The 23,535-nt window shown below is 70.0% G+C and carries 23 protein-coding genes and 4 pseudogenes; 12 read left to right on the top strand and 15 right to left on the bottom strand.

Annotated features, from left to right (window positions below; all coding sequences use genetic code 11):
- Positions 1-98 precede the first annotated feature (98 nt).
- On the top strand, positions 99-1,967 hold the full coding sequence (gene leuA / locus ABD908_RS05005) for a 2-isopropylmalate synthase (RefSeq protein WP_344991758.1): 1,869 nt from the start codon (positions 99-101) through the stop codon (positions 1,965-1,967).
- Between the two features lie 59 nt (positions 1,968-2,026).
- Here leuA and ABD908_RS05000 read toward each other — a convergent pair whose 3' ends face one another.
- Genes ABD908_RS05000 through ABD908_RS04990 form a run of 3 tightly spaced genes read right to left on the bottom strand, consistent with a single transcriptional unit; the run spans position 2,027 to position 3,583 of the window.
- The gene (locus ABD908_RS05000; protein ID WP_344991756.1) at positions 2,027-2,470 is read right to left on the bottom strand and encodes a type II toxin-antitoxin system VapC family toxin; all 444 of its coding nucleotides are present in this window, start codon (positions 2,468-2,470) and stop codon (positions 2,027-2,029) included.
- Positions 2,467-2,694: a ribbon-helix-helix domain-containing protein gene (locus tag ABD908_RS04995; protein WP_344991753.1), complete on the bottom strand. Its 228-nt coding sequence runs from the start codon at positions 2,692-2,694 to the stop codon at positions 2,467-2,469. Before ABD908_RS04995 ends, ABD908_RS05000 begins: the two co-directional genes overlap by 4 nt.
- Before the next feature lie 13 nt (positions 2,695-2,707).
- Positions 2,708-3,583, bottom strand: coding sequence for an alpha/beta fold hydrolase (locus ABD908_RS04990; RefSeq protein ID WP_344991922.1), 876 nt, complete (start codon positions 3,581-3,583; stop codon positions 2,708-2,710).
- A gap of 57 nt (positions 3,584-3,640) precedes the next feature.
- On the opposite strand from ABD908_RS04990, the gene ABD908_RS04985 reads away from it, so the two are divergent.
- Positions 3,641-4,225 carry a TetR/AcrR family transcriptional regulator gene (locus tag ABD908_RS04985; protein WP_344991750.1) on the top strand — a complete coding sequence of 195 codons (585 nt, stop codon included), beginning with the start codon at positions 3,641-3,643 and terminating at the stop codon, positions 4,223-4,225.
- Positions 4,226-4,319: 94 nt separating this feature from the next.
- On the top strand, positions 4,320-5,927 hold the full coding sequence (locus tag ABD908_RS04980) for a serine hydrolase (RefSeq protein WP_344991747.1): 1,608 nt from the start codon (positions 4,320-4,322) through the stop codon (positions 5,925-5,927).
- Here the strand turns inward: ABD908_RS04980 and ABD908_RS04975 are convergent.
- On the bottom strand, positions 5,908-6,141 hold the full coding sequence (locus tag ABD908_RS04975; RefSeq protein ID WP_344991744.1) for a ferredoxin reductase domain-containing protein: 234 nt from the start codon (positions 6,139-6,141) through the stop codon (positions 5,908-5,910). The genes ABD908_RS04980 and ABD908_RS04975 overlap by 20 nt on opposite strands.
- Positions 6,142-6,346: 205 nt before the next feature.
- Between ABD908_RS04975 and ABD908_RS04970 the strand changes: the two genes are divergently transcribed.
- Positions 6,347-7,552, top strand: a complete 1,206-nt coding sequence (locus tag ABD908_RS04970) for a polysaccharide pyruvyl transferase family protein (protein ID WP_344991741.1) — start codon at positions 6,347-6,349, stop codon at positions 7,550-7,552.
- Between the two features lie 4 nt (positions 7,553-7,556).
- On the opposite strand, the gene ABD908_RS04965 is transcribed toward ABD908_RS04970, so the two are convergent.
- From ABD908_RS04965 to ABD908_RS27580, 4 genes and pseudogenes are all read right to left on the bottom strand, one after another.
- Complete coding sequence (locus tag ABD908_RS04965; protein ID WP_344991738.1) at positions 7,557-8,354, bottom strand: SDR family oxidoreductase; 798 nt, start codon at positions 8,352-8,354, stop codon at positions 7,557-7,559.
- On the bottom strand, positions 8,351-10,030 hold the full coding sequence (locus ABD908_RS04960; protein WP_344991735.1) for an FAD-binding dehydrogenase: 1,680 nt from the start codon (positions 10,028-10,030) through the stop codon (positions 8,351-8,353). Before ABD908_RS04960 ends, ABD908_RS04965 begins: the two co-directional genes overlap by 4 nt.
- A 28-nt stretch (positions 10,031-10,058) precedes the next feature.
- Positions 10,059-10,400, bottom strand: a pseudogene (locus ABD908_RS27585) (LysR substrate-binding domain-containing protein); the annotation flags it as partial.
- A gap of 264 nt (positions 10,401-10,664) precedes the next feature.
- A pseudogene (locus tag ABD908_RS27580) lies at positions 10,665-11,207 on the bottom strand (LysR family transcriptional regulator); the annotation flags it as partial.
- Between the two features lie 88 nt (positions 11,208-11,295).
- Between ABD908_RS27580 and ABD908_RS04950 the strand changes: the two are divergent.
- The 5 genes from ABD908_RS04950 (at position 11,296) to ABD908_RS04930 (ending at position 15,732) form a co-directional block, all read left to right on the top strand.
- Positions 11,296-12,243: an EamA family transporter gene (locus ABD908_RS04950; protein WP_344991919.1), complete on the top strand. Its 948-nt coding sequence runs from the start codon at positions 11,296-11,298 to the stop codon at positions 12,241-12,243.
- Between the two features lie 65 nt (positions 12,244-12,308).
- Positions 12,309-13,556: a MurT ligase domain-containing protein gene (locus ABD908_RS04945; RefSeq protein ID WP_344991729.1), complete on the top strand. Its 1,248-nt coding sequence runs from the start codon at positions 12,309-12,311 to the stop codon at positions 13,554-13,556.
- A 26-nt stretch (positions 13,557-13,582) separates the two neighbouring features.
- A complete protein-coding gene (locus ABD908_RS04940) occupies positions 13,583-14,320 on the top strand; it encodes a type 1 glutamine amidotransferase (RefSeq protein ID WP_344991916.1) in 738 nt (245 codons plus the stop codon).
- A complete protein-coding gene (locus ABD908_RS04935) occupies positions 14,317-15,108 on the top strand; it encodes a VC0807 family protein (RefSeq protein ID WP_344991726.1) in 792 nt (263 codons plus the stop codon). Before ABD908_RS04940 ends, ABD908_RS04935 begins: the two co-directional genes overlap by 4 nt.
- An 18-nt stretch (positions 15,109-15,126) precedes the next feature.
- Entirely contained in the window at positions 15,127-15,732 is a 606-nt protein-coding gene (locus ABD908_RS04930; RefSeq protein ID WP_344991723.1) for a LysE family translocator, read from the top strand.
- Between the two features lie 115 nt (positions 15,733-15,847).
- Here ABD908_RS04930 and ABD908_RS04925 read toward each other — a convergent pair whose 3' ends face one another.
- From ABD908_RS04925 to ABD908_RS04910, 4 genes and pseudogenes are all read right to left on the bottom strand, one after another.
- Positions 15,848-16,369: a methylated-DNA--[protein]-cysteine S-methyltransferase gene (locus tag ABD908_RS04925; protein ID WP_344991720.1), complete on the bottom strand. Its 522-nt coding sequence runs from the start codon at positions 16,367-16,369 to the stop codon at positions 15,848-15,850.
- Positions 16,370-16,396: 27 nt separating this feature from the next.
- Entirely contained in the window at positions 16,397-16,930 is a 534-nt protein-coding gene (locus ABD908_RS04920) for a uridine kinase family protein (protein WP_344991717.1), read from the bottom strand.
- A 194-nt stretch (positions 16,931-17,124) separates the two neighbouring features.
- A pseudogene (gene recR / locus ABD908_RS04915) lies at positions 17,125-17,730 on the bottom strand (recombination mediator RecR); the annotation flags it as partial.
- A 10-nt stretch (positions 17,731-17,740) separates the two neighbouring features.
- Positions 17,741-18,061, bottom strand: a complete 321-nt coding sequence (locus ABD908_RS04910; RefSeq protein WP_344991714.1) for a YbaB/EbfC family nucleoid-associated protein — start codon at positions 18,059-18,061, stop codon at positions 17,741-17,743.
- A 96-nt stretch (positions 18,062-18,157) separates the two neighbouring features.
- Here ABD908_RS04910 and ABD908_RS04905 point away from each other — a divergent pair, with 96 nt between their 5' ends.
- Positions 18,158-18,748 carry an N-acetylmuramoyl-L-alanine amidase gene (locus ABD908_RS04905; RefSeq protein WP_344991711.1) on the top strand — a complete coding sequence of 197 codons (591 nt, stop codon included), beginning with the start codon at positions 18,158-18,160 and terminating at the stop codon, positions 18,746-18,748.
- Positions 18,749-18,851: 103 nt separating this feature from the next.
- Here ABD908_RS04905 and ABD908_RS04900 read toward each other — a convergent pair whose 3' ends face one another.
- Both ABD908_RS04900 and ABD908_RS04895 read right to left on the bottom strand, forming a co-directional pair.
- Positions 18,852-19,694, bottom strand: a complete 843-nt coding sequence (locus ABD908_RS04900) for a pseudouridine synthase (protein ID WP_344991707.1) — start codon at positions 19,692-19,694, stop codon at positions 18,852-18,854.
- An 80-nt stretch (positions 19,695-19,774) separates the two neighbouring features.
- A complete protein-coding gene (locus tag ABD908_RS04895; RefSeq protein WP_344991704.1) occupies positions 19,775-20,218 on the bottom strand; it encodes an SRPBCC family protein in 444 nt (147 codons plus the stop codon).
- Between the two features lie 149 nt (positions 20,219-20,367).
- On the opposite strand from ABD908_RS04895, the gene ABD908_RS04890 reads away from it, so the two are divergent.
- A complete protein-coding gene (locus ABD908_RS04890) occupies positions 20,368-21,813 on the top strand; it encodes an FAD-binding oxidoreductase (protein ID WP_385922994.1) in 1,446 nt (481 codons plus the stop codon).
- Between the two features lies 1 nt (position 21,814).
- Positions 21,815-23,116, top strand: a complete 1,302-nt coding sequence (locus ABD908_RS04885; protein WP_344991701.1) for a class I SAM-dependent methyltransferase — start codon at positions 21,815-21,817, stop codon at positions 23,114-23,116.
- A 75-nt stretch (positions 23,117-23,191) separates the two neighbouring features.
- Here ABD908_RS04885 and ABD908_RS04880 read toward each other — a convergent pair.
- Positions 23,192-23,535, bottom strand: a pseudogene (locus tag ABD908_RS04880) (DNA polymerase III subunit gamma/tau); the annotation flags it as partial.

Raw genomic sequence — 23,535 nt, 5'->3', positions numbered from 1 at the left:
GGTTCAGCCGTGAAATGGCGTCGCCGGTCCGAACATCCCCTTTCCGGCCCGACGCACACACCGAGCGCATCGGGCCACTCATCGACAAAGGAACCCCGATGACCCCCGCAGCCGATTCCTTCACCTCCGGCGTCTCGCGCATCGTCACCCCCTCGGGCGCGGCCCCTGCCGGCCAGCCCGCGTGGAACACCCAGCGCGGCTCCGCGATGCCCGCCCATCGCTACCGCTCGTTCGCCGACGAGGTCGAGAAGGTCACCCTGCCCGACCGCACGTGGCCCGACACCGTGATCGGCCACGCCCCGCTGTGGTGCGCCGTCGACCTGCGGGACGGCAACCAGGCGCTGATCGACCCCATGAGCCCGGCACGCAAGCGCCGCATGTTCGATCTGCTGGTCCGCATGGGCTACAAGGAGATCGAGGTCGGCTTCCCCTCGGCGAGCCAGACCGACTACGACTTCGTCCGCGAGATCATCGAGGACGGCGCGATCCCCGACGACGTCACGATCCAGGTACTGACCCAGTGCCGCGACGAGCTGATCACGCGCACCTTCGAGGCGTGCCGCGGCGCGAACAAGGTGATCGTGCACTTCTACAACTCCACGTCGGTGCTGCAGCGGCGCGTGGTGTTCCGCGCAGACAAGGGGGCGATCAAGGGGATCGCCACCCACGCCGCGCACAAGGTGCTGGAGGAGCAGAAGCGCTACCCCGACACACAGTGGCGCTACGAGTACTCCCCCGAGTCGTACACCGGCACCGAGCTGAGCTTCGCCAAGGAGGTCTGCGACGCGGTCACCGAGATCATCGCGCCCACCCCCGAGAACCCGATGATCCTCAACCTGCCCGCCACCGTCGAGATGGCGACGCCCAACGTATACGCCGACTCGATCGAGTGGATGCACCGCAACCTGGCCCGTCGCGACTCGATCATCCTGTCGCTGCACCCGCACAACGACCGCGGCGAGGGTGTCGCGGCCGCCGAGCTGGGCTATCAGGCCGGCGCGGATCGCATCGAGGGCTGTCTGTTCGGCAACGGCGAGCGCACCGGCAACGTATGTCTGGTGACGCTGGGGCTCAACCTGTTCAGCCGCGGTGTGGACCCGCAGATCAACTTCTCCGACATCGACGAGATCCGGCGCACCGTCGAGTACTGCAACCAGCTGCCCGTGCCCGAGCGGCACCCGTACGGCGGCGACCTGGTGTACACCGCGTTCTCCGGTAGTCATCAGGACGCCATCAACAAGGGCCTGGACCAGATGAAGGCCGACGCCGACGCCTCGGATTCGGATGTCGACGACATCCTGTGGCAGGTCCCGTACCTGCCGATCGACCCCAAGGATGTGGGCCGCACCTACGAGGCCGTGATCCGGGTCAACAGCCAGTCCGGCAAGGGCGGCGTCACCTACATCATGAAGGCCGACCACGGCCTGGCGCTGCCGCGGCGGCTGCAGATCGAGTTCAGCAAGTCCGTGCAGTCGATCACCGACGGTGAGGGCGGTGAGGTCACGCCCAAGGAGATGTGGGACGTCTTCGCGAGCGAGTACATCGATCCGATCCTGCCGCTGGAGCGGATCCGCCAGCGCGTGACCGCGTCCGAGACCGACGGGGGCATCGACCACATCGACGCCGTCGTGAAGGTCGACGGCAAGGAGGAGGAGATCTCCGGTAACGGCAACGGACCGCTGGCCGCGTTCGTCGACGCGATCGCCGCCGTCGGCTTCGACGTGCGCGTGCTCGACTACAGCGAGCACGCCATGTCCGCGGGCGACGACGCCCAGGCCGCCGCCTACGTCGAGGCGGTCGTGACGGTGGACGGTCGCGACACGACCGTGTGGGGCGTGGGCATCGCGCCGTCGATCACCACCGCATCGCTGCGCGCCGTGGTCTCCGCGGTGAACCGTGCGCATGGATCGGTACGTGGGGCCGTCGAACCGGCTGGCGCCGCGTCGACGCGTACGTGGGCTCCGTAGATCTCCCTGTGCGTCAATAGATTCCATAGCGCGCCCGGCGTCGTGCCGGGCGCGCTATGTCACGCGTCCTGAATCGGGAGCCGGAATGCCGTCTTACCCGGCGTGAGCGGCGCGGCGGTGCGGAAGTGGCGTTCATCGAGCGTCAGGATGTCGACGATGCCGTACCTCGCGGCGAGGACGACCGACACCGCATCCGTGAGATCCAAGCGCAGGTCGCGATAGCGGGCGATCACGTCCCGTGCCATGCCGAGATCGTCGCGGTCTACCGCGGGGATGAGGATTACCCGGTCGGTCACCTTCTCGATGATGTCATCGAAGACCAGATTCGCGATCACTCGGTCCCGACCGAATCTCGCGATCAACAGGTGGTCTACCTCGTCTAAGACCAACGGCGACACGACCATGGTCAATGTGTTCCACAGCGAGTAGGCGCGATGATGCCAGTCGGTCGCACTGTCGTAGGCCGCGATGATTGCCGACGTATCGGCGACGACCAGCGTCACTCGTAGGCGTCCCGAAGCAGTTCATCCGCATTCTGTGCAAAGTTCGGATCACCGGAATCGAACGTCGGCGATAGACGCCTTCGCTTAGGAATCAGTGTCCGCAGCAACACGATGTCGATCCCCTCACGGATGAGGTCGGCCTCCGACCGGCCGCTCTCCTCGGCCGCGAGCTTCAGCCTGACCGCCTGATCGGGGTCGAGGTACACGCTCGTCTTGGTCTTCATAGACGTATGGGTACTACGTAGGGCGACCCCGGCGTGGGTCCCGGGAGCGGCCGGCGACCCGCCCACGGAGGAAGGCACCGAGTTCGGCGGCGACGCGCTCGGGCCGGTCGAGCATGGAGAGGACGTAGGCGTCGTCGATCTCCACGAGCCGGGCACCAGGCACGAGGTCGGCCAGTCGGCGGCCGTGGTCGCGGGGCATAACCTTCCCGGCGGACGACCACAGGACCAGCGTGTCGCCCCGGAAACGGCTGAGCGCGTTCGTATTCGCGATCGTCTCCGCCTTCGTGAATTGCGACCGCAGATACTTCAGCACATCCCTGCGGACGGCCGCGCTACCGATACCGGGCTCGGTCCAGCCCCACACCAGCGCATCGGGAAGCGGCAGCCGCGCCATTGCGCCGAACATCAGCGGCGTCCGGCGCAGCCACGGGACCCGCAGCTGCCGCAGCCCGATTGCCAAGCCGCCCGGCACGCGGGCCGCAAGCATCGACACCACCCCCGGCAACCCCGGCGGGAAGTTGTCGAACGCCTCGCACGGCAGGGCGACGACGGCGCCCACGCGCTCGTCGAGGCCGTACGCGGTGAGGAACAACGCACCACCCCAGTCGCTGTGCACCACGGTGACGTCGGTCAGGTCCAGCGCCGCGAGGAGATCCGCAACCAGGACGTTCAGCCCGCGCAGGCTCAGGTCGGCGTCCGGATCCAGCGGCTCGGGGTGCGCCCCGAGTGGCAGATCAGGGCGGATGTACCGGAATCCGCTGGGGAGCATATCGATCACGCCGTCCCACACAGTGCGGTTCATGAGCAGGCCGTGGAGAAGGACTACGGGCGGACCGGTGCCGGTCTCGGCGTAGTGGATCCGCCCGGCAGGCAGGTCGACGGTCGGCATGGCGTTCACCCTTCCACTAGAGCAATCACTCTAGAGTGATTGCTCTAGGGTAGATCCATGGCCGATGGACCGTCAACCACCCGCCGGCGTCTCGTCACTGCCATGGCCGAGCTGATGCGACACCAGGGCTACAGCGCGACTTCCGTGAAGCAACTGACCGCCGCTGCATCGGCCCCGATGGGGTCGCTCTACCACCACTTCCCTGAGGGCAAGGTGCAGGTCGCCGCTGCGGCGTTGCGCGACTCGGGCGCGGCGTACATCGAGTTGCTCCCACTCCTGATGGATCCGCACGCCGACCTCGCCGCGGCGGTGACCGGCGCGTTCGACGCGGCGGCGGACCGGATCGAGGAGACCGGCTGGCTCAACATGTGCCCGGTGGGCACCATCGCCGGGGAGATCGCCGAGTCCGAGCCCGACCTCCGTGCGGTCGCCGCCGAGGTGATGACGCTGTGGATCGAGCGCGGCACGACGTACTTCATCGCGCGGGGACTCGCTCCCGACGCTGCACGCGAACTGACCCTGGCCCTGCTGTCGGCTCTCGAGGGTGCGTTCATCCTGAGCCGCACGCTCCGGACCGCAGAGCCGGTGCGCGCAGCCGGGCGGGCGCTGGCCGCGCGCGCCGCCGCATTGGCGGTGACCTGACCTCGCGACGCCGTATCCATCGGCGGGTCACCGGGTCTACGCTTCGAAGGTGCCACGGCGGGCGGCACAGGAACAGCAAGCAGTGGAGGCGGCCGTGCGCATCGGTCGAAGCGGCGTTGTCGGAATCCTCGGCGTCGGGGTCGCTGCGGCACTCGTCGCCTGCTCCTCCGGCCCGCCGGCGAGCGAGTCGACCACCGTGCCCGGACCCCCGTCCGCCGGAGCGCAGCCGCCCGACGCGGTGCCGGGCGTCGCGATCCCTGCAGGCCGGATCGACTCGGCGGTGACGGATGTCGACGGGCTGGCCCGGGACCTGATGCGCACCTCGCACATCCCGGGTATGGCTATCGCGGTGGTACATGACGGGAAGATCGTGTACGCCAAGGGGTTCGGCGTCCGCAGCGTCGACACCCGGCAGCCGGTCGACGCCGACACCGTCTTCCCCCTCGCATCACTGTCCAAGCCGATCGCCGCCACCGTCGTCGCTGCTCGGATGGCGACGGGGGGCTTCACCTGGGCGACGCCGGTGCACACGCTGATGCCGTCGTTCGCGCTCGCCGACCCGTACGTCACCGAGCACGTGACCGTCGGAGACCTGTTCGCCCACCGCTCCGGACTCCCCGACCACGCCGGCGACCTGCTCGAGGATCTGGGGTACGACCGCGCCGCGGTGCTGTCACGGCTGCGTCAGCTGCCCCTGAATCCGTTTCGGGACTCTTACGCGTACACCAACTTCGGACTGACTGCCGCCGCGGAGGCGGTAGCCGAGCACCTCGGGACCGACTGGGCGACGCTGGCGCGGCAGGCGGTGTTCGGACCGCTGGGGATGACGTCGACGAGTTCGCGATACGCCGACTTCACCGCCCGCCCCGACCGGACCGTGGGTCACGTCCTGGTCGGCGGCGTGTACCGGGTGTCGCCGCAGCAACGCGACCCGGACGCGCAGTCGCCCGCGGGCGGGGTCAGCTCGTCGGCCACGGACGTGGCCAAGTGGATGGAGATGGTGCTCGCCGGGGGATCCGCGGGCGGACGCCTCCTGATCCCACCGGACGATCTGCTGGCCGCGACGTCGCCGCAGTCGATGTCGGCGCCGCCGTCGACCGCCGAGGCGCGGGGCGGGTTCTACGGCTTCGGCTTCAACGTCACCAGCTCGGCCGCGGGTCGGGTGGTGCTCAGCCATTCGGGCGCCTTCAGCCTCGGGGCCGCCACCGCGTTCACGCTGATCCCGTCCGCCGATGTCGGGATCGTGACGCTCACCAACGCGGCACCGATCGGCGTCCCGGAGACGCTCGACGCCGAGTTCGCCGACCTGGTGCAGTTCGGCGCCGTCCAGCAGGACTGGAAGATGCTGTACCGGAACGTCTTCGCTAAGATGGACCAACCCAGCGGGATGCTGGTCGGCGTCACCGCTCCCGCCCACCCGGCGCCCGCGGGGCCACTGTCGACGTACACGGGAAGGTACGACAACGCCTACTACGGCCCGGCGACGGTCACCGCCTCAGGCGATTCCTTGACGCTGAGGCTCGGACCGAAGAACATGGCCTTCCCGCTACGGCACTGGGACGGAGACACCTTCGTGTTCACCCCGCCGGGCGAGAACGCAGAGGCCGGCACGATCTCCAAGGCGACCTTCGACGGCGACCGCCTCGTCCTCGAGTACTACGACGGCGACCACCTCGGCACTTTCACCCGGCCAGCGGGGTGAACGCCTCGAAGTAGACCCGATCACGCGTGACGCCCGAGTCAACGAGCTGCCGGGTGGCCGACTCCATGAACGGCCCCGGCCCACACAGGAAGATGTCGCCGTGATCCGGGATTCCGACGGCACCCAGGTCGATCCGACCACGGCGCTCCCCCTCGGCGAGCCGATACCCGTCGGGCAGCTGTCGTCGACGGTGACCATGCGAGGGCGCGTTCATCCTCAGTCGTACACTGCGCTCGGCGGAGCCGCTCCGCACCGTCGGTCGGGCACTGGCCACCCATGCGGCGGACTCGGTCGCAACGCCCAGAGCCTGATGTGCAACCCGGTACGTACGCATCACTACGCCTGATAGGGTTTGCCGCATTGAACTTCGCGTGTGGTGCCATCATCACTGATCGGCCTGCAGACCGAAAGGGACGGCAATGCGTGGTCCTCGCATCTTCGTGTTCGGATACCACGGCTGGAAGAACATCGGCGCCGAGACGCGACTGGTGGCGATCGTCGAGAACCTACGCCGGCTGATCCCGGATGCATCGATCACCGCTTCCACGTTCGACCGCCACAACCTCGACTACCTGACCACCGTCGACCGCAGGGCCTACTTCAATCCCGGATTCCACCAGCGGCATGTCCGGCGGCTCCTCGGCGACGCCGACCTCTTGCTGTTGTCCGAGGGCAACATGTTCAGCGAGCGGTTCAGCCCGCTCATGATCGAGGGCTCCGCCAACGCCGTCGAGGAGGCCGCGCGCCAGGGCGTGAAATCCGTGGGTCTCGCCCTGGACTCCGGCACCGTCCACCCGAAGCGCCGCGAACGTCTCGTCGCCGCCATCGAAGCCCTCGATCGGCTCACACTGCGCGCCCCGCAGGCGTTGGACACCCTACGCGGGCTCGGTGTCCGACGCGAGATCGAGGTGACGGCCGACTGTGCTCTGTCGATGAGCACCCCCGCACCCGAGCTCACCGGACTACTGTGCGCGCGTTACGGAATCGGCGGCGGAGCGGTGCACGCGATCGCTCCTGTCGACTTCTACATGTGGCCCGCCACCGTCGCACTGATCGGACGCCCCAGCGAGTATCTCCGCTGGCCGGTGAAGGCGACCGGCGGCGCGGAGGTACGCCGGCAGACCGGCGAGCTGATCGACGACTGGGTGCGGTACACGGGCCATCTCCTCCGGTCCGCACCCGACGTGCAGGTACCGCTGGTGGTCATGGACCCGTCCGACCAGCGGATCGCAGGTGCCATCGCGGCGCGCGTCGGCCGACCGGACCGGACGCCGATCCTCGACGGCCACGATCTGACCCCACACGAGATGTCTGCGCTGATCAGGCGGTTCGACTCGCTGACCACCTCCCGCTATCACGCACTGGTGCTGTCGCTCGCCTACGCGACGCCGTTCGTCGCGCTCGGACACGACACCCGCACCCGGTTCGTCGCGGAGCAGGTCGGCGCTGGAGACGCCTTCGTCGCCCACGACGACCCGCATCGCGTGGACCGCATGATCGAACTGCACGGGCGGGTCACCGCCGCTGCCGACGAGGTGCGGCGCACGCTCGTGGTGAGCGTCGCTCCCCTGCAGGCCGCCGACAAGCACAACTACGAACTGGTCCGCGACCTGCTGGATTCGTGAGCCCCTACCGCCGGAGCCCGTGCCGCCGCGCGATCATGCTCGAGACGACCTCGATCGGGAGCAGCCTCTTGAGCAGGAACACCAGCGGTGCGTTGGAGCCTACGGCGTAGAACTCGCGCGGCTTGTCGGCCTCGATCGCCTTGACGATCACGTCCGCGACCTGGGCCGGTCTGATCCCGGCCCGCTCATTCGCGTCGAGGTTGGAGATCATCGTGTCGAAGTCGGTGCGGTAGACCGAGTCGTCGGCGACGTATCTGGTGCGTCGCTGCCCGATCCCGGTCGCGATGGAGCCGGGCTCCACGGTGGCGACCCACACACCGAACGGTGACAGTTCCTGCCGCGCCGCGGACGCGAAGCCCTTGAGGGCCGCCTTCGCTGCCACGTACGAACCGCGGTAAGCCAGAGGGAAACTCGCGAGCATCGAGCCGACCATGATGACGCGGCCGTAGCCCCGGGCCCGCATCCCCGGCAACAGCTTCTGGGTCAGCTGCACGGCGCCGAAGACGTTGGTCTGGAACAGACGGTCGACGGCCTCGGCGGGCAGCTCCTCGAGCGGTCCGGACTGCGACTCGCCCGCGTTGTTGACCACGATGTCCACCTCGCCCGCCGCGGCGGCACACGCGGCGACCGAGGCGCGGTCGGCGAGATCGAGGGCCAGGTACTCGACACCGGGGATCGGGTGGGCGACGGCACCGGGGTCGCGGCTCGTGCCGAGGACGCGGTATCCCTTGTCCACCAATAGCTTCGCGACCTCGAGGCCGATACCCGAGCTGGCGCCGGTGACCAGCGCAGTGCGGCTCATCGCGCCGCCCGCGCCGTCGCGGCGGCCGCGGCCCGGCCGGCCGTCATCCCCGAGAAGATGCAGCCGCCGAGGAAGGTGCCCTCCAGCGCGTTGTAGCCGTGCACCCCGCCGCCGCCGAAGCCGGCGACCTCGCCGGCCGCATACAGGCCGGGCACCGCGTCACCGTCGGCTCCCAGCACGCGCGCGGACAGGTCGGTCTCGAGGCCACCCAATGTCTTGCGGGACAGGATGTTCAGTCGCACCGCGATGAGCGGGCCGTGGGCAGGGTCGAGGATCTTGTGCGGCTTGGCCACGCGAACGATCTTGTCGCCGAGGTACTTCCGAGCGTTGGTGATCGCTTGCAGCTGAGCGTCCTTGCTGAACGCGTTGTCGATCTCCCGGTCTCGGGCGGTGATCTCCGCGCGCAGCGCGTCGTGGTCGATGTGCCCGCCACGCCCGAGCCTGTTCATGCCGTCGACCAGGGTGCGCAGGTCGTCAGCGACCACGAAGTCCACCCCGTGCTGCTTGAATGCCTCCACGGGGCCGGGCGCGCCCTTCGACTTCACCCGGCCCAGAGCGAGTTTCAGGTCCTTCTGGGTGATATCCGGGTTCTGCTCCGATCCCGAGAGTGCGAATTCCTTCTCGATGATCGTCTCCGTCAGCACGAACCACGAGTAGTCGTACCCGGTCTGCAGGATCGCGCGCATCGTCGAGTTGGTGTCGAAACCAGGGAAGTTGGGCGCGGCGAGCCGGTTGCCGTTCGCGTCGAACCACATCGATGACGGCCCGGGGATGATCCGGATGGCATGGTTCGGCCAGATCGGGTCCCAGTTGTGGATTCCCTCCGTGTAGGCCCACACCCGGTCTCGATTGACGATGTTGCCGCCGGCGCGCTCGGCGATCTCCAGCATCCGCCCGTCGACGTGAGCCGGTACACCGGCGATCATCGTGTCGGGGAACGGGCCGACCCGCTCCGTGGGCCAGTACTTCCGCATCAGGTCGAAGTTGTGCCCGATGCCGCCCGACGTGACCAGCACCGTCGGCGCGCGGAACTCGAAGTCACCCGTCACGTCCCGGTCCGTCGCGACGCCCCGCTCGGCATCGGTCGGGGACAGTACCGCGCCGCTCACGCCGACCACGGCACCGTCCTCGGTGATCAGCTCGTCCACGCGGTGCCGGAATGCGAAGGTCACCAGACCGCCGACCTCCGCCCGCTCCACCGGCTCCCGGAACACCCGGACCACCTCGGGACCGGTGCCCCACGTGAGGTGGAACCGCGGCACCGAGTTGCCGTGCCCGGAGGCCAAGCCGCCGCCGCGCTCGGCCCAGCCGACCACCGGCGTCACACTCAGCCCCAGTTCCTTGAGGTAGTCCCGCTTGCGGTAGGTGGCGAACTCGACATAGGCGCGGGCCCACTTGCGCGGCCAGCGGTCCTCGTCCTCGCGATCGAACGCCGCCGACCCGAGCCAGTCCTGATACGCCAGGTCGAACGAGTCCTTGATCCCCAACCGCCGCTGCTCCGGCGAATCGACGAAGAACAGCCCGCCGAGCGACCAGAACGCCTGGCCGCCGAGGTTGTTGCGGTTCTCCTGGTCGATGATCAGGACCCTGCGCCCCGCCTTGGTGAGTTCGTGCGCGGCGACCAGGCCCGCCAGGCCGGCGCCGACGATGATCGCATCGGGTGCGGTATCCGTCATGACCACACCCTACGACCCGAGACCCACGCTATGGTCCCAGTGCCGCCACCGCCGCATCGAGGGCGGACAGCACAGCCGCGATCGCCGGCCGTCGATGCGCCCCAGGCCTGGTCGCGACCTCGACGATCCGAGCCGCACGCACATCGGCGATCTCGATGCCCACCACCCCCGGGTGGGTCACCGCGTGCCGGGCCACCAGTGCGACCCCGAGGCCGGCGGCGACCATGGCCTGCATGGTGTGGAAGTCGTTGATGCGCTGCACGATCCTGGGTTGTACGCCGGTGATGGTGGCGAAGGAGCGGAGCACGTCGTCGACGGGGAAGCCGTCGCGGACGCTGATCCAGTCGAGCTCACCCAGAGCGGCGGGATCGACGCGTGGCACCGACTCGGCCCGCTCACTCCGTTCCCGGCGCCCCACCGACTCAGCCCGCTCACTCCGTTCCCGGCGCCCCACCGACTCAGCCCGCTCACTCCGTTCCCGGCGCCCCACCGACTCGGCCCGCTCACTCCGTTCCCGGCGCCCCACCGACTCGGCCCGCTCACTCCGTTCCCGGCGCCCCACCGACTCGGCCCGCTCACTCCGTTCCCGGCGCCCCACCGACTCGGCCCGCTCACTCCGTTCCCGGCGCCGGGCACGCTCCGCGAGGGGGTGGCCGACGGGGACGACGAGGTCGATCGGCTCCCGCATGAGCTCGCGGGAGGCGATGCGGGGGCCACCCAGCGGCGCAGCCCGTTCGTCTCGGTGGGTGACGACGACGTCCGCGTCGGCGAGCATCGCGGGTAGCTCGGTCCCTGGAAGGTCGACGTCGGCGGCCCGCACCGCGAACCCGGCGCCCGCGACCCGCCGCAGCACGTCGGGAAGCAGCAGCTCGGCCGCCGACGGGAACATGGTCAGTCGCACCACCCCCATCGGCGTGCTGCGATAGCGGTCCATCTCGGCGCGCGCCCGGTCGAGCTCGGCGAGGACGGATTCGGCCCGCGCCACCAGCGCGAGCCCCGCGTCGGTGAGCCGGATCCGCCTCCCGTCGGGCTCGAGCAGTTCCACGCCGGCCTCCCGCGCAAGCACCTTGAGCTGCTGGGAGACGGCCGACGGTGTCATGGCGAGCGCGTCGGCCGTCGCCGCGACGGTGCCGCGATCGGCGAACTCTCGCAGGATCCGCAGGCGGTGCACGTCCATGAACACGAGAATAACTTAAGCGCAACTTCACGAAGGGTGAAGAAACAGTCGCTTGAGTCGAATGGTCCGGTCCGCGAAGCTGGTGTCCATGATCCCCCGTGACCGCCTCGTCGCCCTGTCCGTGGTCGTGCTGTGGGGCCTCAACTTCCTCGCGATCCACTACTCACTCGACTACTTCCCGCCGTTCTTCCTCGGGGCGCTGCGGTTCCTCGTCATCGCCGTGCCCGTGGTGCTGTTCGTGCCCCGGCCCCAGGTGCCCGTGCGCTGGCTGGTGCTGTACGGCGTCGGCTTCGGGACTCTGCAGTTCGTGTGCCTGTTCCTCGCCATGCACCTCGGCATGCCCACGGGGCTCGCCTCGCTGGTGCTGCAGAGCTCGGCGCCGTTCACCGTGGTGCTGGGCGCGCTGCTGCTGCACGAACGTATGACGGTCCGCCAGATCGTCGGGATCTGCGTCGCGGTGGGTGGCATGGCACTGATCGTGATCGACCGGGCCGGGCACTCCGCGGCAGCCGGCGTGGTCCCCGTGCTGCTGACCGTGGCGGGCGGGCTCGGCTGGGCGTTCGGCAACCTCGGCAATCGGCTCGCCAAGCCCGCCGATCCACTGAGCTTCACCCTGTGGATGTCCGTGGTCCCGCCGCTGCCGATGCTGGTCCTCAGTGCCGCCGTCGAGGGTCCGACGACAGGCTGGGTCGCGCTCTGGCACAGCCCGTCGTCCACCGCCGGCCTCGTCGCACTCGGCGGCCTGGCGTACACGGTGCTACTCGGCACCATCGCCGGCTCGGGGCTGTGGAGCCATCTGATGACGCGATACCCGTCGTCGACCGTCGCGCCCGTGTCCCTGCTGGTCCCGGTGGTCGGAATCGCGGCCAGCGCCGTCGTGCTGGGGGAGCGCCCCACCGCCCTGGCGCTGGCCGGTGCCGTCGTTGTGCTGGGCGGTTGCCTGGCCGGGCTCACCGGTGCGCGGCGTACGCCGTCCGCCGCGCCCGCCGGCGAGTCGGTGCAGCTCCCGCCACCGTCGGCGCCCGCGCGGGCCTGACGGCGAACGGCACCGAGACCGGCGCACACCGAGCGATCCGCGACGGGTGGCCTATCCTTTCGCACATGTCGCAACGTCTGCCGCTGCGCGCCCGGACCGCGCTGCTCGCCGCCCGCGCCGCCGCCTGGGCCTCCCAGCGCGCCGGGCGGGGCAAGGGCTCGATGATCGGTGGCCTCGTGGCCTTGAAGATCGAACCGAACCTCATGGCGCGGCTCGCAGCCGGCCACCGGACCGCGGTGATCACGGGGACGAACGGCAAGTCCACGACCACCCGCATGACCGCCACCGCGCTGGCCACGCTCGGGCAGCGGGTCGCCACCCAGGCCGACGGCGCCAACATGGACGCTGGCATCGTCGCCGCCCTCACCGCCCACCAGGGCGCGCCCCTGGCCGCGCTCGAGGTGGACGAGCTGCACGTGCCGCACGTCCTCGACGCCGTGCGCGCCGAGGCGCTGGTGCTGCTCAACCTCTCCCGCGACCAGCTCGACCGCGTCGGCGAGATCAACGCCATCGAGCGCAAGCAGCGCGCCGCGGTGGCCGCGCACCCGGAGACCACGGTGATCGCCAACTGCGACGACGTGCTGGTGACCTCCGTGGCGTACGACGCGAAGAGGGTCGTGTGGGTGGCCGCCGGCGGCGGGTGGGTGAGCGACTCGGTGTCGTGCCCACGGTCGGGCGAGCCGATCGCGCGCGACGGCGACCACTGGTACTCGACGGGTGCGGATTTCTCTCGCCCCCAGCCGGATTGGCGAGTGGACGACGAGAACCTCTACGGCCCTGGCGATCTCGTGCTTCCGATGAAACTGAAGCTGCCGGGACGCGCCAACCGCGGCAACGCGGCGCAGGCGGTCGCGGCGGCGGTCGCGATGGGTGCCGACCCGCGCGCCGCGGTCCAGGCCGTGAGCTCCGTCGGGGAGATCGCCGGCCGCTACTCGAGCGTGCGGGTGGGCGGGCACACCGTGCGAATGCTGTTGGCCAAGAACCCCGCCGGGTGGCAGGAGGCGATGTCGATGGTCGACGGCCGTGCTGGCGGACTGGTGATCGCCGTCAACGGCCAGGTGCCCGACGGGGAGGACCTGTCGTGGCTGTGGGACGTGCAGTTCGAGCGGTTCGACAACGCGCAGGTGGTGGCCTCGGGCGAGCGGGCCGCCGATCTGGCGGTGCGGCTCACCTACGCGGGCGCCGAGCACACCCTGATCGCAGACCCGCTGTCCGCCATCGCATCCTGTCCGCCCGGACGGGTAGAGGTGCTCGCCAACTACACCGCGTTCCGAGACCTGAACCGAGCGCTCGAGGCACAGGTGACCAAGTGATCGACTTCTCCGGGTCCGCAGAGCGGATCACCGAGTCCACGTTGGTGATCGGGCTCGTGCTGCCCGACGTGATGGGCACGTACGGCGACGGTGGCAACGCGCTGATCCTGCGCCAGCGGGCGCGGCTGCGCGGCTACGACGCCGAGGTGCTCCCCATCACGCTGGCCGACCCCGTCCCCGCCACGTGCGACGTGTACACCCTCGGCGGTGCCGAGGACTACGCGCAGCGCCTGGCGACCCGCCACCTCGCCCGCTACCCCGGGCTGCAGGAGGCCGCGGGGCGCGGCGCGCCCGTGCTGGCGATCTGCGCCGCTATCCAGGTGCTCGGCCACTGGTACGAGACCTCGGAAGGCGAACGCGTGGAGGGTATCTCACTGTTCGACCTGACGACATCCCCGCAGGCCACGCGGTCCATCGGCGAGATCGCGGGCGAGCCGCTCGTCGAAGGATTGACACAGTCGCTCACCGGCTTCGAGAACCACCGGGGCGGGAGCGCACTCGGTCCCGACGCCCGGCCGCTGCAGCGCGTCACGCGCGGCACCGGCAACGGCGCCGGCGCGGCGGTCGACGGTGTCGTACAGGGCAGCGTGATCGGCACGTACATGCACGGCCCCGCGCTGGCCCGTAACCCCGAGCTCGCGGACCTGCTGCTGGCCCGCGCCACCGGGGACGAGCAGAAGGACATCGACCTGCCCGACGTCGACCTGCTCCGTCGCGAACGGCTCGGCCGAGCCGCCCGCGAGGGCGCCATCCCCCGCCGATGACGGTGTCCGGGGGCGACCCGGGATCGTTCGGGCAGGAGGAGGCCGACGCCCGCGCGACGATCGAGCGGCTGCAGGCTGCGCACCCCGCATCGCGTGGCCGGGCGTTCAACATCGTCGTCACGCTGATCGAGGTCGGCGGTGCCCTCGTACTGTTCAAGCTCGCCCGCCACCTCGGCTGGAGCGATGTCGCCGCCTACCTCCTGGGTTGCCTCGCGCCGATCGTCGGCGCGGCGGCGGTGTGGATCCGTTCACGCCGGTTGAGCGGAGCGTCGGCGGCGATCTTCGCCTTCACCGCACTCTCGGCCGTCGTGGCCGTGATCGGCAGCACCACTCCGAAGGTGTTGCTGTACAAGGACTGCGCCACCACCGCGGTCGTCGGGCTGATCTTCGCAGGGTCCTGCGTGATCGGGCGGCCACTGATCTTCTACTTCGCGCAGCGGTACGGCACCGACGGCAGCGCGGAGGGGATGCGCTCGTTCGACCTGATGTGGCGGGCGTTCCCGCCGTTCCGGCGGGTGATGTACCGGATGAGCATCACGTGGGCGGTCGCCTACCTGGTGCAGGCGGCCGTGACGGCCTATCTCGTCGCGGTGAGTCCCTTCGACACCGGTTACACGTGGGACCAGGTCCTGCCGATCGTCGCGACGGTGATCGCGATCGCCGTCACCGTGGTGATCAGCCGGCGCGCCCAGGCCGAGGGGCGGCGCCGGGCAGAGGCCGAAGGCCAGTCACCGGCTCGGGGTCGCGAGCACTCGGACTCCGCGGTCCACGACGAGCGGGAGCCGTAAGAGGGCACAATCGGCCGCATGAGTGTCGCGTTCCTGGTCACCTCGCTGGCCATCGTCGCAACCCCCGGCACCGGTGCCATCCTCACGATCACGGCCGGCCTCCGCGCCGGACGGCGCGCCTCGGTGGTCACGGCGTTCGGGTGCACGCTCGGGATCGTGCCGCATCTCGTCGCGGCGATCACGGGGACCGCCGCGCTACTGCGCGCGGGCGCACTCGCGTTCGATGTGCTGAAGTTCGCCGGTGTCCTCTACCTGCTGTACATGGCGTGGTCGACCTGGCGGGACACGGGGGTACTCGCCGTCGGCGACGGCTCGTCCCCCAGGGCGTGGCGGGCGATCGGCAACGCCGTCGTCGCGAACGTCTTGAACCCGAAGCTGACGTTGTTCTTCTTCGCGTTCCTACCGCAGTTCATCAATGCGCAGCAGGCCGCGCTGCCGCAGATGCTCACATTGAGTGGGGTGTTCATGGCGCTGACATTCGTCGTGTTCGTCGGATACGGATTGTTCGCCAGCGCGATGCGCCACCACGTGATCGCGAAGCCGCTCGTGGTCCGGCGGATCCAGCGACTCTTCTCGCTCAGCTACATCGGGATCGGCGCAAAACTGGCGACAGCCCACCGTTGAGGAGACCGCTACAGCGTCACGCGAGCTGAACCCGACATCGAAATCGCCACTCCAGGATCGTGGGTCGACTGCCGATCCTCTCGTCGGTTTCGTTCCCGCCGGTCGGCGGAGCGCATCACCAGAGTCCGAGCACCGCCTGTTCGCGCGCCAGCAGACGCATCTTGGTGGCGACGCCACCGCCGGCGGAGAACCCGCCGGACCGGCCACCCGCTGCGAGCACCCGGTGACACGGCACGACGATCGCATAGGGATTGGCGCCCAGCGCCCGTCCGACCGCCCGTGCCGATCCCGGCCGCCCGATCTGCGCGGCGATCTCACCGTACGTGGCGGTGGAGCCGACGGGAATCCGCCGGGCCGCCGTGTAGACGTCGCATGCGAAGGCCGCGACACCACTCATGTCCAACGCGATACCGGACAGGTCACCCTCGCCCGTCCCGACCAGGTCGGTGATGGCGGCGATCGCGGCCCGGGCATGCGCGGGCGGCCGTCCTTCGACAGCCCCCGGGTGCAGCCGGCGCGCCCGCTCCCGAAGGGCGTCGACGGCGGCCTCGGGGAGTTGCACGCCGGTCAGCGCGGCATCGTTCCACGCGAGCGCGCAGGTCCCGATGTCGGTGTCGAACACGACGAATCCCTCCACCAGACCTGGATACCACCGAAACAGTGCTCAGGCCTCGACGACGGTGCAGCGTTCACGGGTGCGGTCCACCTCGAACCAGCCGCGTTCCCACTCCTGCCAGGCCCGCAGATGCTCTCGTTCGGACTCGCCGTCGCGGGCGACGGCCCGCTCCAGCCGGGCCGCAGGATCACCACCGTCGAGCCACAGCGCGAGATCGGTGCGCGACGCGAACGATCGGCGCCCACTCGACACGCCCTCGAGCACCACCAGCGGCGCCCACGACATGCGGGTCTCCGGGCCGGGACGCGGCACCCCGTCGCGCCACTGCATCGGCCGGTACCTCGCGTCCCAACCCCGCGCGAAGGGGTCGATGATCTCGCGCAGCATCCGCGGCCACCACGCGGCCGGGTTGTCCCACGTCGCGTAGTCGTCGGTGCGCACGAGCGCCACCCGGTGGCCCGCGGCGGAAAGGTCGTCGACCAGCGCCGCAGCGTACGTCGACTTACCCGCACCCGACGGGCCGTCGACGGTGACGATGCCGCGCGCTCCGCCGAGGCGCGCGAGTACCTCATCGGCTCTCACACGTCGGCCCGCATGCGAGCGCTGCTGTAACCCGGGTCGGGCGGAAGCATGTCCTCGGGCATGTCGTCCGGTTCGGCGGGAAGGTCGTCGAAGTGCGGCGCGGCCGGGCGAGGTGTGGGGGCATCACCCACCGCCGGCACGAGCGTCTCGTCGAGCGGCCTGCGCACCTCGGCGACCACCCGCGGGGGCTCCGACAGCGCACGCCGGCCGGTCATCGCACGCCCGAGCGTGAGCTCGTCGGCGAACTCGAGCTCGGCACCCATGGGCAGGCCCGATGCGGGCCGCGTCACCGTCAGGCCCGGGAAGTCGCGGAGCATGCGGACGAGGAACGCAGCCGTCGCCTCCCCCTCGGTGTTGGGGTCGGTCGCGATGATCACCTCAGACACGTCGACACCATCGGTGGCCGTGCCGAGCCGCACGAGCAGCTCGCGGATGCGCAGCTTGTCGGGGCCGATCGATTTGATCGGGTTGAGCGCCCCGCCGAGCACGTGGTACAGACCGTCGAACTCACGGGTCCGCTCCACGGCCTGCACGTCCTTGGCCTCCTCGACCACACATATCGTGGACCGATCCCGTCGGGCGTCCGAGCAGATCCGGCACCGTATCTCGGCGGAGACGTTGCCGCACACCTCGCAGTAGCGCACGTCGTTTCGCACTCGATCGAGCGCGCGGGTGAGCCTGTCGATGTCCCCCGGCTGCACTCCGAGCAGGTGGAACGCGATGCGCTGCGCACCGCGCGGGCCCACGCCCGGCAGCTTCGCGAGCTCGTCGATCAGTTCCTGGACCGGTCCCTCGTACACGTGCCTCCCGTCAGAAGCCGGGCAGGCCGGGCATACCGCCCGCGAGCGGACCCATCTTCTGCTGCGCGACCGCGGAGGTGTTGTTCGCCAGGTCCTCGAGCGCACCCAGGACCAGGTCCTGCAGCGTGTCGACGTCCTCGGGGTCGACCACCTTGGGGTCGATCGACACGGACGTCACCTGCCCGTCGCCGGTGGCTGTGATCCGCACCAGACCCCCGCCGGCCTGCCCCTCCACCGCCGTCGCGGCGATCTCGGCCTGCGCCGCGAGCAGCTGCTGCTGCATCGCGCCGACCTGAGCCATCAAATCCTCCATCGAGCCACCGGGCTGCATGGTTTCCTCCGTAGTCCCCGGACGAGTCCGTCCAGTATGCCGATCTGAAGTGACGCCTGTCAGCTGCTGCGATTGATGCGTCCGTACAGCTGAGCCGTGAAGGCCCAGCGCATCGCCCTGCTGGCCGCCAGCACGGTCCCGGCCGTCGTTCTCACCGGCTGCACCATAAGCGATGCCACCGACAGGTCGCAGCCCGCCACGCACACCACCCTATCGCTCGCGGCGCCCAGTCCCGTCGCAGCCGACGCGACGCTGAGTAGACAGGTGCCCACCGGGCGCGGCGGCACGAGGGACTGCAACACCACCGGCACCGCGGGCGATGACGGCTTCCCCGAGCACACCCTCGACTGGAACGTCGCCGACCGCCTGTACAAGCTGCTCGAGACGCAAGGCGTTCAGGTCGCCTTCTCCCGGCCCGACGACGCCTCCGTAGGCCCGTGTGTGGACGTCCGCGCCCAGACCGCCGACTCCTGGGACGCCGATGCGGCCGTCTCCATCCACGCCGACGGTACGGCCGCCACCGACCACGGCTTCCACGTGAACCTCTCGTCGCCGCCTACGGTGCTGGTCGAATGCGGCAACATGAGGAACTCCGCCGACGAGGCCGTGCTGAATTCGGCCGACGGCCAGCAGCGGACCGCGCAGGCACTCGCTGACGGGCTCGCCGCGTTCCTGTCGAGGCGATAGGCGCCTGTCGAGGCGATAGGCGCGGACATGTCCGCAACTCGACCCCGACACCGCCGCGAGGTCGACTATCCGGTCGGCGGTGGCCACAGGGACGTCCTGCGGATCACACCGCGAGTACCCGCGCGCTGACGTACTCCCGCTCCGTGCCGTCCACGGGATCGATGAACGCCAGCCGCCGGGCCAGCAGCCGCAGCGGGTCGGTGAAGTCGTCGTCGGCGACCACGCGCTGCTCGGGATAGAGCGGGTCTCCCAGGATCGGCACGCCCAAGCCGGCCATGTGCAGGCGCAACTGATGGGTCTTGCCGGTGCGCGGGGTGAGCCGGTAACGGCCGGCCGCTCCCAGCCAGTCCGCGAGCTCCACCCGCGACTCGGCGTTGGGCTCGCCCGCCACCTCGTACGCGCGCATGATGCCCGGGGTCTTCTCGATGCGCGAGCGCACCACCGCCGGCAGCTCCAGCCCGTCGCGGAGCGGTGCCAGCGCCTCGTATTCCTTCCGCGCGCTGCCAGCCGCGAACAACTGCTGATACGCGCCCCGCACCGAGGGGTCGACGGTGAACAGCAGCACGCCGGCGGTCAGCCGGTCCAGCCGGTGCGCCGGCGCGATATGTGGCTCGCCGAGCCCCAGGCGCAGCCGCACCAGCGCGCTCTGCACGACGCGCGCACCTCGCGGCATGGTCGCCAGGAAGTGCGGCTTGTCCACCACCACGATCCGCTCGTCGCGGTACAGGACGGGCTGGTCGAACGGCACCTCGACCTCGTCGGGCAGCTGCCGGTACATCCACACCGGCTGCCGCGCGGCCACCGTCGTCCCGGCGCCGAGCCGGGCACCGTCGGCACCCATCACGGCGCCGGCCGCGAACTCCCCTGCCACGTACGCGGCGGTCCCGGGGAAGCGTGTCTCGAGGACGTCGGCGAGCGCGTGGCCGGCCTCCTCCGCCGCGATCACCAGGCGCGTCGGGTCGACGCCGTCGCGCAGCGGCAGGGGCGCGACGGGGGCACCGCGATGGCGCCGCCGCGACCCGCCTGTCAGGACGCCTCGACCAGGTTCTTCAGGTTGCCGAGCAGCGCGGCCTGGATCCGGTTCAGGCCCTTCGGCGCGAACGTCTTCTCGAAGAAGCCGCCGATGCCGCCGGCACCCTTCCACGAGGTGGTGGTGGTCACGATGGAGGACGCGGGCCCGGCGGGCGCCACGGTGTAGGTGGTCACCATCGAGGAGTTGGCATCGGTCTCGGTGATCGTCGACCCCACGACGGCGACGGTAGCCGCGACGCTGCGGGAGCGCTTGGCGGTCGCCTGCAGTGTCCAGGAGGCAACGGTGCCGGCCCCCTGGCCGCCCTCGACGACCTTGTAGTCGAGGTACTGCTCGGGGAGGATCTGCGGGCGGGTGGTGAAGTAGTCGCTGAGCGCGGCGAGGACCTTCTCAGGCGCGGCGGCGACGGTGACGGACTGGGTGGCGGTTACCTGGGCCATGATGTGTCCTCCGATAGGCGTGCCCGCCGCAGGGAACGGGCCGGGGCACGCACCCAGGACGGACCGGGTCGATGCCGACCCTATCGAATCCATCACGAGCAGCCGACTCCGGTGGCCGCCGTCGGAGCCGGGGTATAGCGTCACTGGATGTGAGCCTACGACCTGAATCGCCGCGACGCGCCCGGTCCGCCGTGCCGATCGCGGGCGAGGCGGCCTTCGCGGACGGGGTGGAACGGCTCCTGGCCAGCTATCGCGCGATACCGGAGACGGCATCGGTGCGGCTGGCGAAGAAGACGTCCAACCTGTTCCGAGCCCGCGCCGTGACCACGGCCCCCGGCCTCGACGTGTCCGGGCTGGGCATCGTGGTGTCGATCGACCCACAGGCCCGCACGGCCGACGTCGCGGGTATGTGCACCTACGAGGACCTGGTCGCCGCGACGCTGCCCTTCGGCCTGGCGCCGACGGTGGTGCCGCAGCTGAAGACCATCACGCTGGGCGGGGCGGTGACGGGGCTCGGAATCGAGTCGACGTCGTTCCGCGGCGGCCTGCCCCACGAGGCGGTGCGCTCGATGGACATCCTCACGGGTGCCGGCGAGATCGTCACCGCGGCGCCTGGCGGCCCCAACGAGGACCTCTTCTTCGGATTCCCCAATTCCTATGGGACATTGGGCTACTCGGTGCGACTGACGATCGAGCTCGAGCCGGTGAAGCGGTTCGTGGAGCTGCGGCACGTTCGCTTCCACGCCCTCGCCGAGCTGCAGGACGCGATGGATCGCATCATCGGGGCCGGCGAATTCGACGGCGAGGAGGTGCACTACCTCGACGGCGTGGTGTTCAGCGCCGACGAGGCCTACCTGTGTCTGGGTAGGCAGACCGACGAGGACGGGCCCGTCAGCGACTACACCGGTGGCGACATCTTCTATCGGTCGATCCAGCACCCGGACGGGGTCACGCGCGACCGGCTGACCACGCACGACTACCTCTGGCGCTGGGACACCGACTGGTTCTGGTGCTCGCGCGCATTCGGGGCGCAGAACCCGACGATCCGGCGGCTTTGGCCGAAGTCGATGCTACGCAGCAGCTTCTACTGGAAGCTCGTGGCTCTCGATCGCCGGTTCGACATCGGCGACCGGCTCGCGGCCCGGCGCGGCGACCCGCCCGGCGAGCGCGTCGTGCAGGACGTCGAGGTGCCCATCGAGAACACCACCGCCTTCCTCGAGTGGTTCCTCACCGAGATCCCCATCGAGCCGATCTGGCTGTGTCCCTTGCGTCTCCGCGAGCCGGCCCCCGTCGGTGCCGACCCCGTGCGGCCCTGGCCGCTGTACCCGCTGGAGCCGAAGCGGACGTACGTCAACATCGGCTTCTGGTCGGCGGTGCCCATGCAGCCGGGGCAGATCGAGGGCCGGGCGAACCGACTCATCGAGACACGGGTGTCCGAGTTGGACGGACACAAGTCCCTCTACTCGGACGCCTTCTACACCCCCGAGCAGTTCGACGAACTGTACGGCGGTGCAAGATTTCGGGAATTGAAGGCCGCGTACGACCCGCAGGGTCGCCTGCTGGACATGTACGCCAAAGCAGTTCGGAGGCAATAGATTGCAGAACACAAGCGATTACCTGGCTAAATTGACTCTCGCCGAGATCATCGAGAAGCTGGCCGGCGGCGACCTCGCGATCCGCGTCACGGCGTACGACGGCAGCACCGCCGGGCCCGCCGACGCACCGTACGGACTCGAGCTCAAGAACGCACGCGGCACCAGCTATCTGGCCCAGGCACCGTCGGACATGGGACTGGCACGGGCGTACATCGCGGGAGACCTTGAGCTGCACGGCTCCCATCCCGGTGACCCGTACGGGCCGCTGAAGGCGCTCTCGGACAACCTCGAATTCGCCCGCCCCACCCCGCTTCTGCTGGCCCAGATCGCGCGGTCGATCGGCGTCGAGCACTTCAAGCCGGTCGCCCCGCCGCCGCAGGAGGCGCTGCCCCGCTGGCGCCGGTACGCGGAGGGGCTGCGGCACAGCAAGACCCGCGATGCCGAGGCCATCCATCACCACTACGACGTCTCCAACCGGTTCTACGAGCTGGTGTTGGGACCGTCTATGACGTACACCTGCGCATGCTTCCCCGACGCCGACGCCACCCTCGAGGAGGCACAGGAGAACAAGTACCGGCTCGTCTTCGAGAAGCTGCGGCTGCAGGAGGGCGACCGCCTGCTGGACGTGGGCTGCGGCTGGGGCGGCATGGTGCGATACGCCGCCCGGCGAGGCGTGCGCGTTATCGGCGCGACCCTGTCCCGGCAGCAGGCGGAGTGGGCGCAGAAGGCGATCGCCGAGGAGGGGCTGAGCGACCTCGCCGAGGTCCGGTTCAGCGACTACCGCGACGTGCCCGAGTCGGGCTTCGACGCCATCAGCTCGATCGGCCTCACCGAGCACATCGGCGTCAAGAACTACCCCGCCTACTTCACGTCGTTGCGGGACAAGCTCAGGACCGGCGGCCTGCTGCTCAACCACACCATCACCCGACCAGACAACCAGATCTCCGGCAAGGCAGGGCAGTTCATCGACCGATACGTCTTCCCCGATGGGGAGCTGACCGGCTCCGGCCGGGTGATCACCGCCATCCAGGACATCGGCGGCATGGAGGTCCTGCACGAGGAGAACCTGCGGCCGCATTACGCGATGACCCTTCGGGACTGGAACCGCAACCTCGTCGCCAACTGGGACGACGCCGTGGCTGAGGTCGGTATCGGCACCGCCCGCGTCTGGGGCCTCTACATGGCCGGGTCGCGGCTCGGCTTCGACCGCAACGTAATTCAGCTGCACCAGGTCCTGGGCGTGAAGCTGGACGAGAAGGGCGGCGCCGGCGACCTGCCGCTGCGCCCCTGGTGGAACGCCTGACCAAGACTGCTCCGGTGCCCGGGCACCGTCACCGTCGGTGGCGGGTCCCGGGCACTGCCGTATCCCCCGACGGCGTCAGTCGATCGGCCGCGCGCCGAGCTCCGTCTTGAGCAACTCCAGCGCCACCTCGTCGGGGTCGCGCCGCGGCGCCGACGACGACACACCCGCGGCGTCCTCCGCCGCGGCGTCGGCCATCATCTGTTCCTCGCTGATCTCCGGGGCCGGCTCGGGGTCCGGTTCGGGGGGCAGTGGGATGTCGTCGTCCGGCCGGTAGCCCCCGCCCGCGGGGCGCGCCGACGGCGTCTGCCCGCTCGGCTCCTGCTGCGGCGGACGGCGGTACGACTGACCGCCCGGTTGGCTGCCCGGAGGTTGCTGGGCGCCCGGGGCCTGCTGGCCGGTCGGGGGCTGCTGGCCGGCGC

Source organism: Tsukamurella soli (assembly GCF_039541155.1).
Taxonomy (GTDB): Bacteria; Actinomycetota; Actinomycetes; order Mycobacteriales; family Mycobacteriaceae; genus Tsukamurella; species Tsukamurella soli.
Note: the sequence above shows the minus strand (reverse complement) of the source record. Positions and strands in the feature narration are given on the sequence as shown.

Coding starts and splice junctions, on each gene's coding strand:
- leuA (WP_344991758.1), top strand. CDS start 99: ATGACCCCCGCAGCCGATTCCTTCACCTCCGGCGTCTCGCGCATCGTC.
- ABD908_RS04995 (WP_344991753.1), bottom strand. CDS start 2,694: ATGAAGACCAAGACGAGCGTGTACCTCGACCCCGATCAGGCGGTCAGG.
- ABD908_RS04990 (WP_344991922.1), bottom strand. CDS start 3,583: ATGCCGACCGTCGACCTGCCTGCCGGGCGGATCCACTACGCCGAGACC.
- ABD908_RS04985 (WP_344991750.1), top strand. CDS start 3,641: ATGGCCGATGGACCGTCAACCACCCGCCGGCGTCTCGTCACTGCCATG.
- ABD908_RS04975 (WP_344991744.1), bottom strand. CDS start 6,141: ATGAACGCGCCCTCGCATGGTCACCGTCGACGACAGCTGCCCGACGGG.
- ABD908_RS04970 (WP_344991741.1), top strand. CDS start 6,347: ATGCGTGGTCCTCGCATCTTCGTGTTCGGATACCACGGCTGGAAGAAC.
- ABD908_RS04965 (WP_344991738.1), bottom strand. CDS start 8,354: ATGAGCCGCACTGCGCTGGTCACCGGCGCCAGCTCGGGTATCGGCCTC.
- ABD908_RS04960 (WP_344991735.1), bottom strand. CDS start 10,030: ATGACGGATACCGCACCCGATGCGATCATCGTCGGCGCCGGCCTGGCG.
- ABD908_RS04950 (WP_344991919.1), top strand. CDS start 11,296: ATGATCCCCCGTGACCGCCTCGTCGCCCTGTCCGTGGTCGTGCTGTGG.
- ABD908_RS04945 (WP_344991729.1), top strand. CDS start 12,309: ATGTCGCAACGTCTGCCGCTGCGCGCCCGGACCGCGCTGCTCGCCGCC.
- ABD908_RS04935 (WP_344991726.1), top strand. CDS start 14,317: ATGACGGTGTCCGGGGGCGACCCGGGATCGTTCGGGCAGGAGGAGGCC.
- ABD908_RS04930 (WP_344991723.1), top strand. CDS start 15,127: ATGAGTGTCGCGTTCCTGGTCACCTCGCTGGCCATCGTCGCAACCCCC.
- ABD908_RS04910 (WP_344991714.1), bottom strand. CDS start 18,061: ATGCAGCCCGGTGGCTCGATGGAGGATTTGATGGCTCAGGTCGGCGCG.
- ABD908_RS04895 (WP_344991704.1), bottom strand. CDS start 20,218: ATGGCCCAGGTAACCGCCACCCAGTCCGTCACCGTCGCCGCCGCGCCT.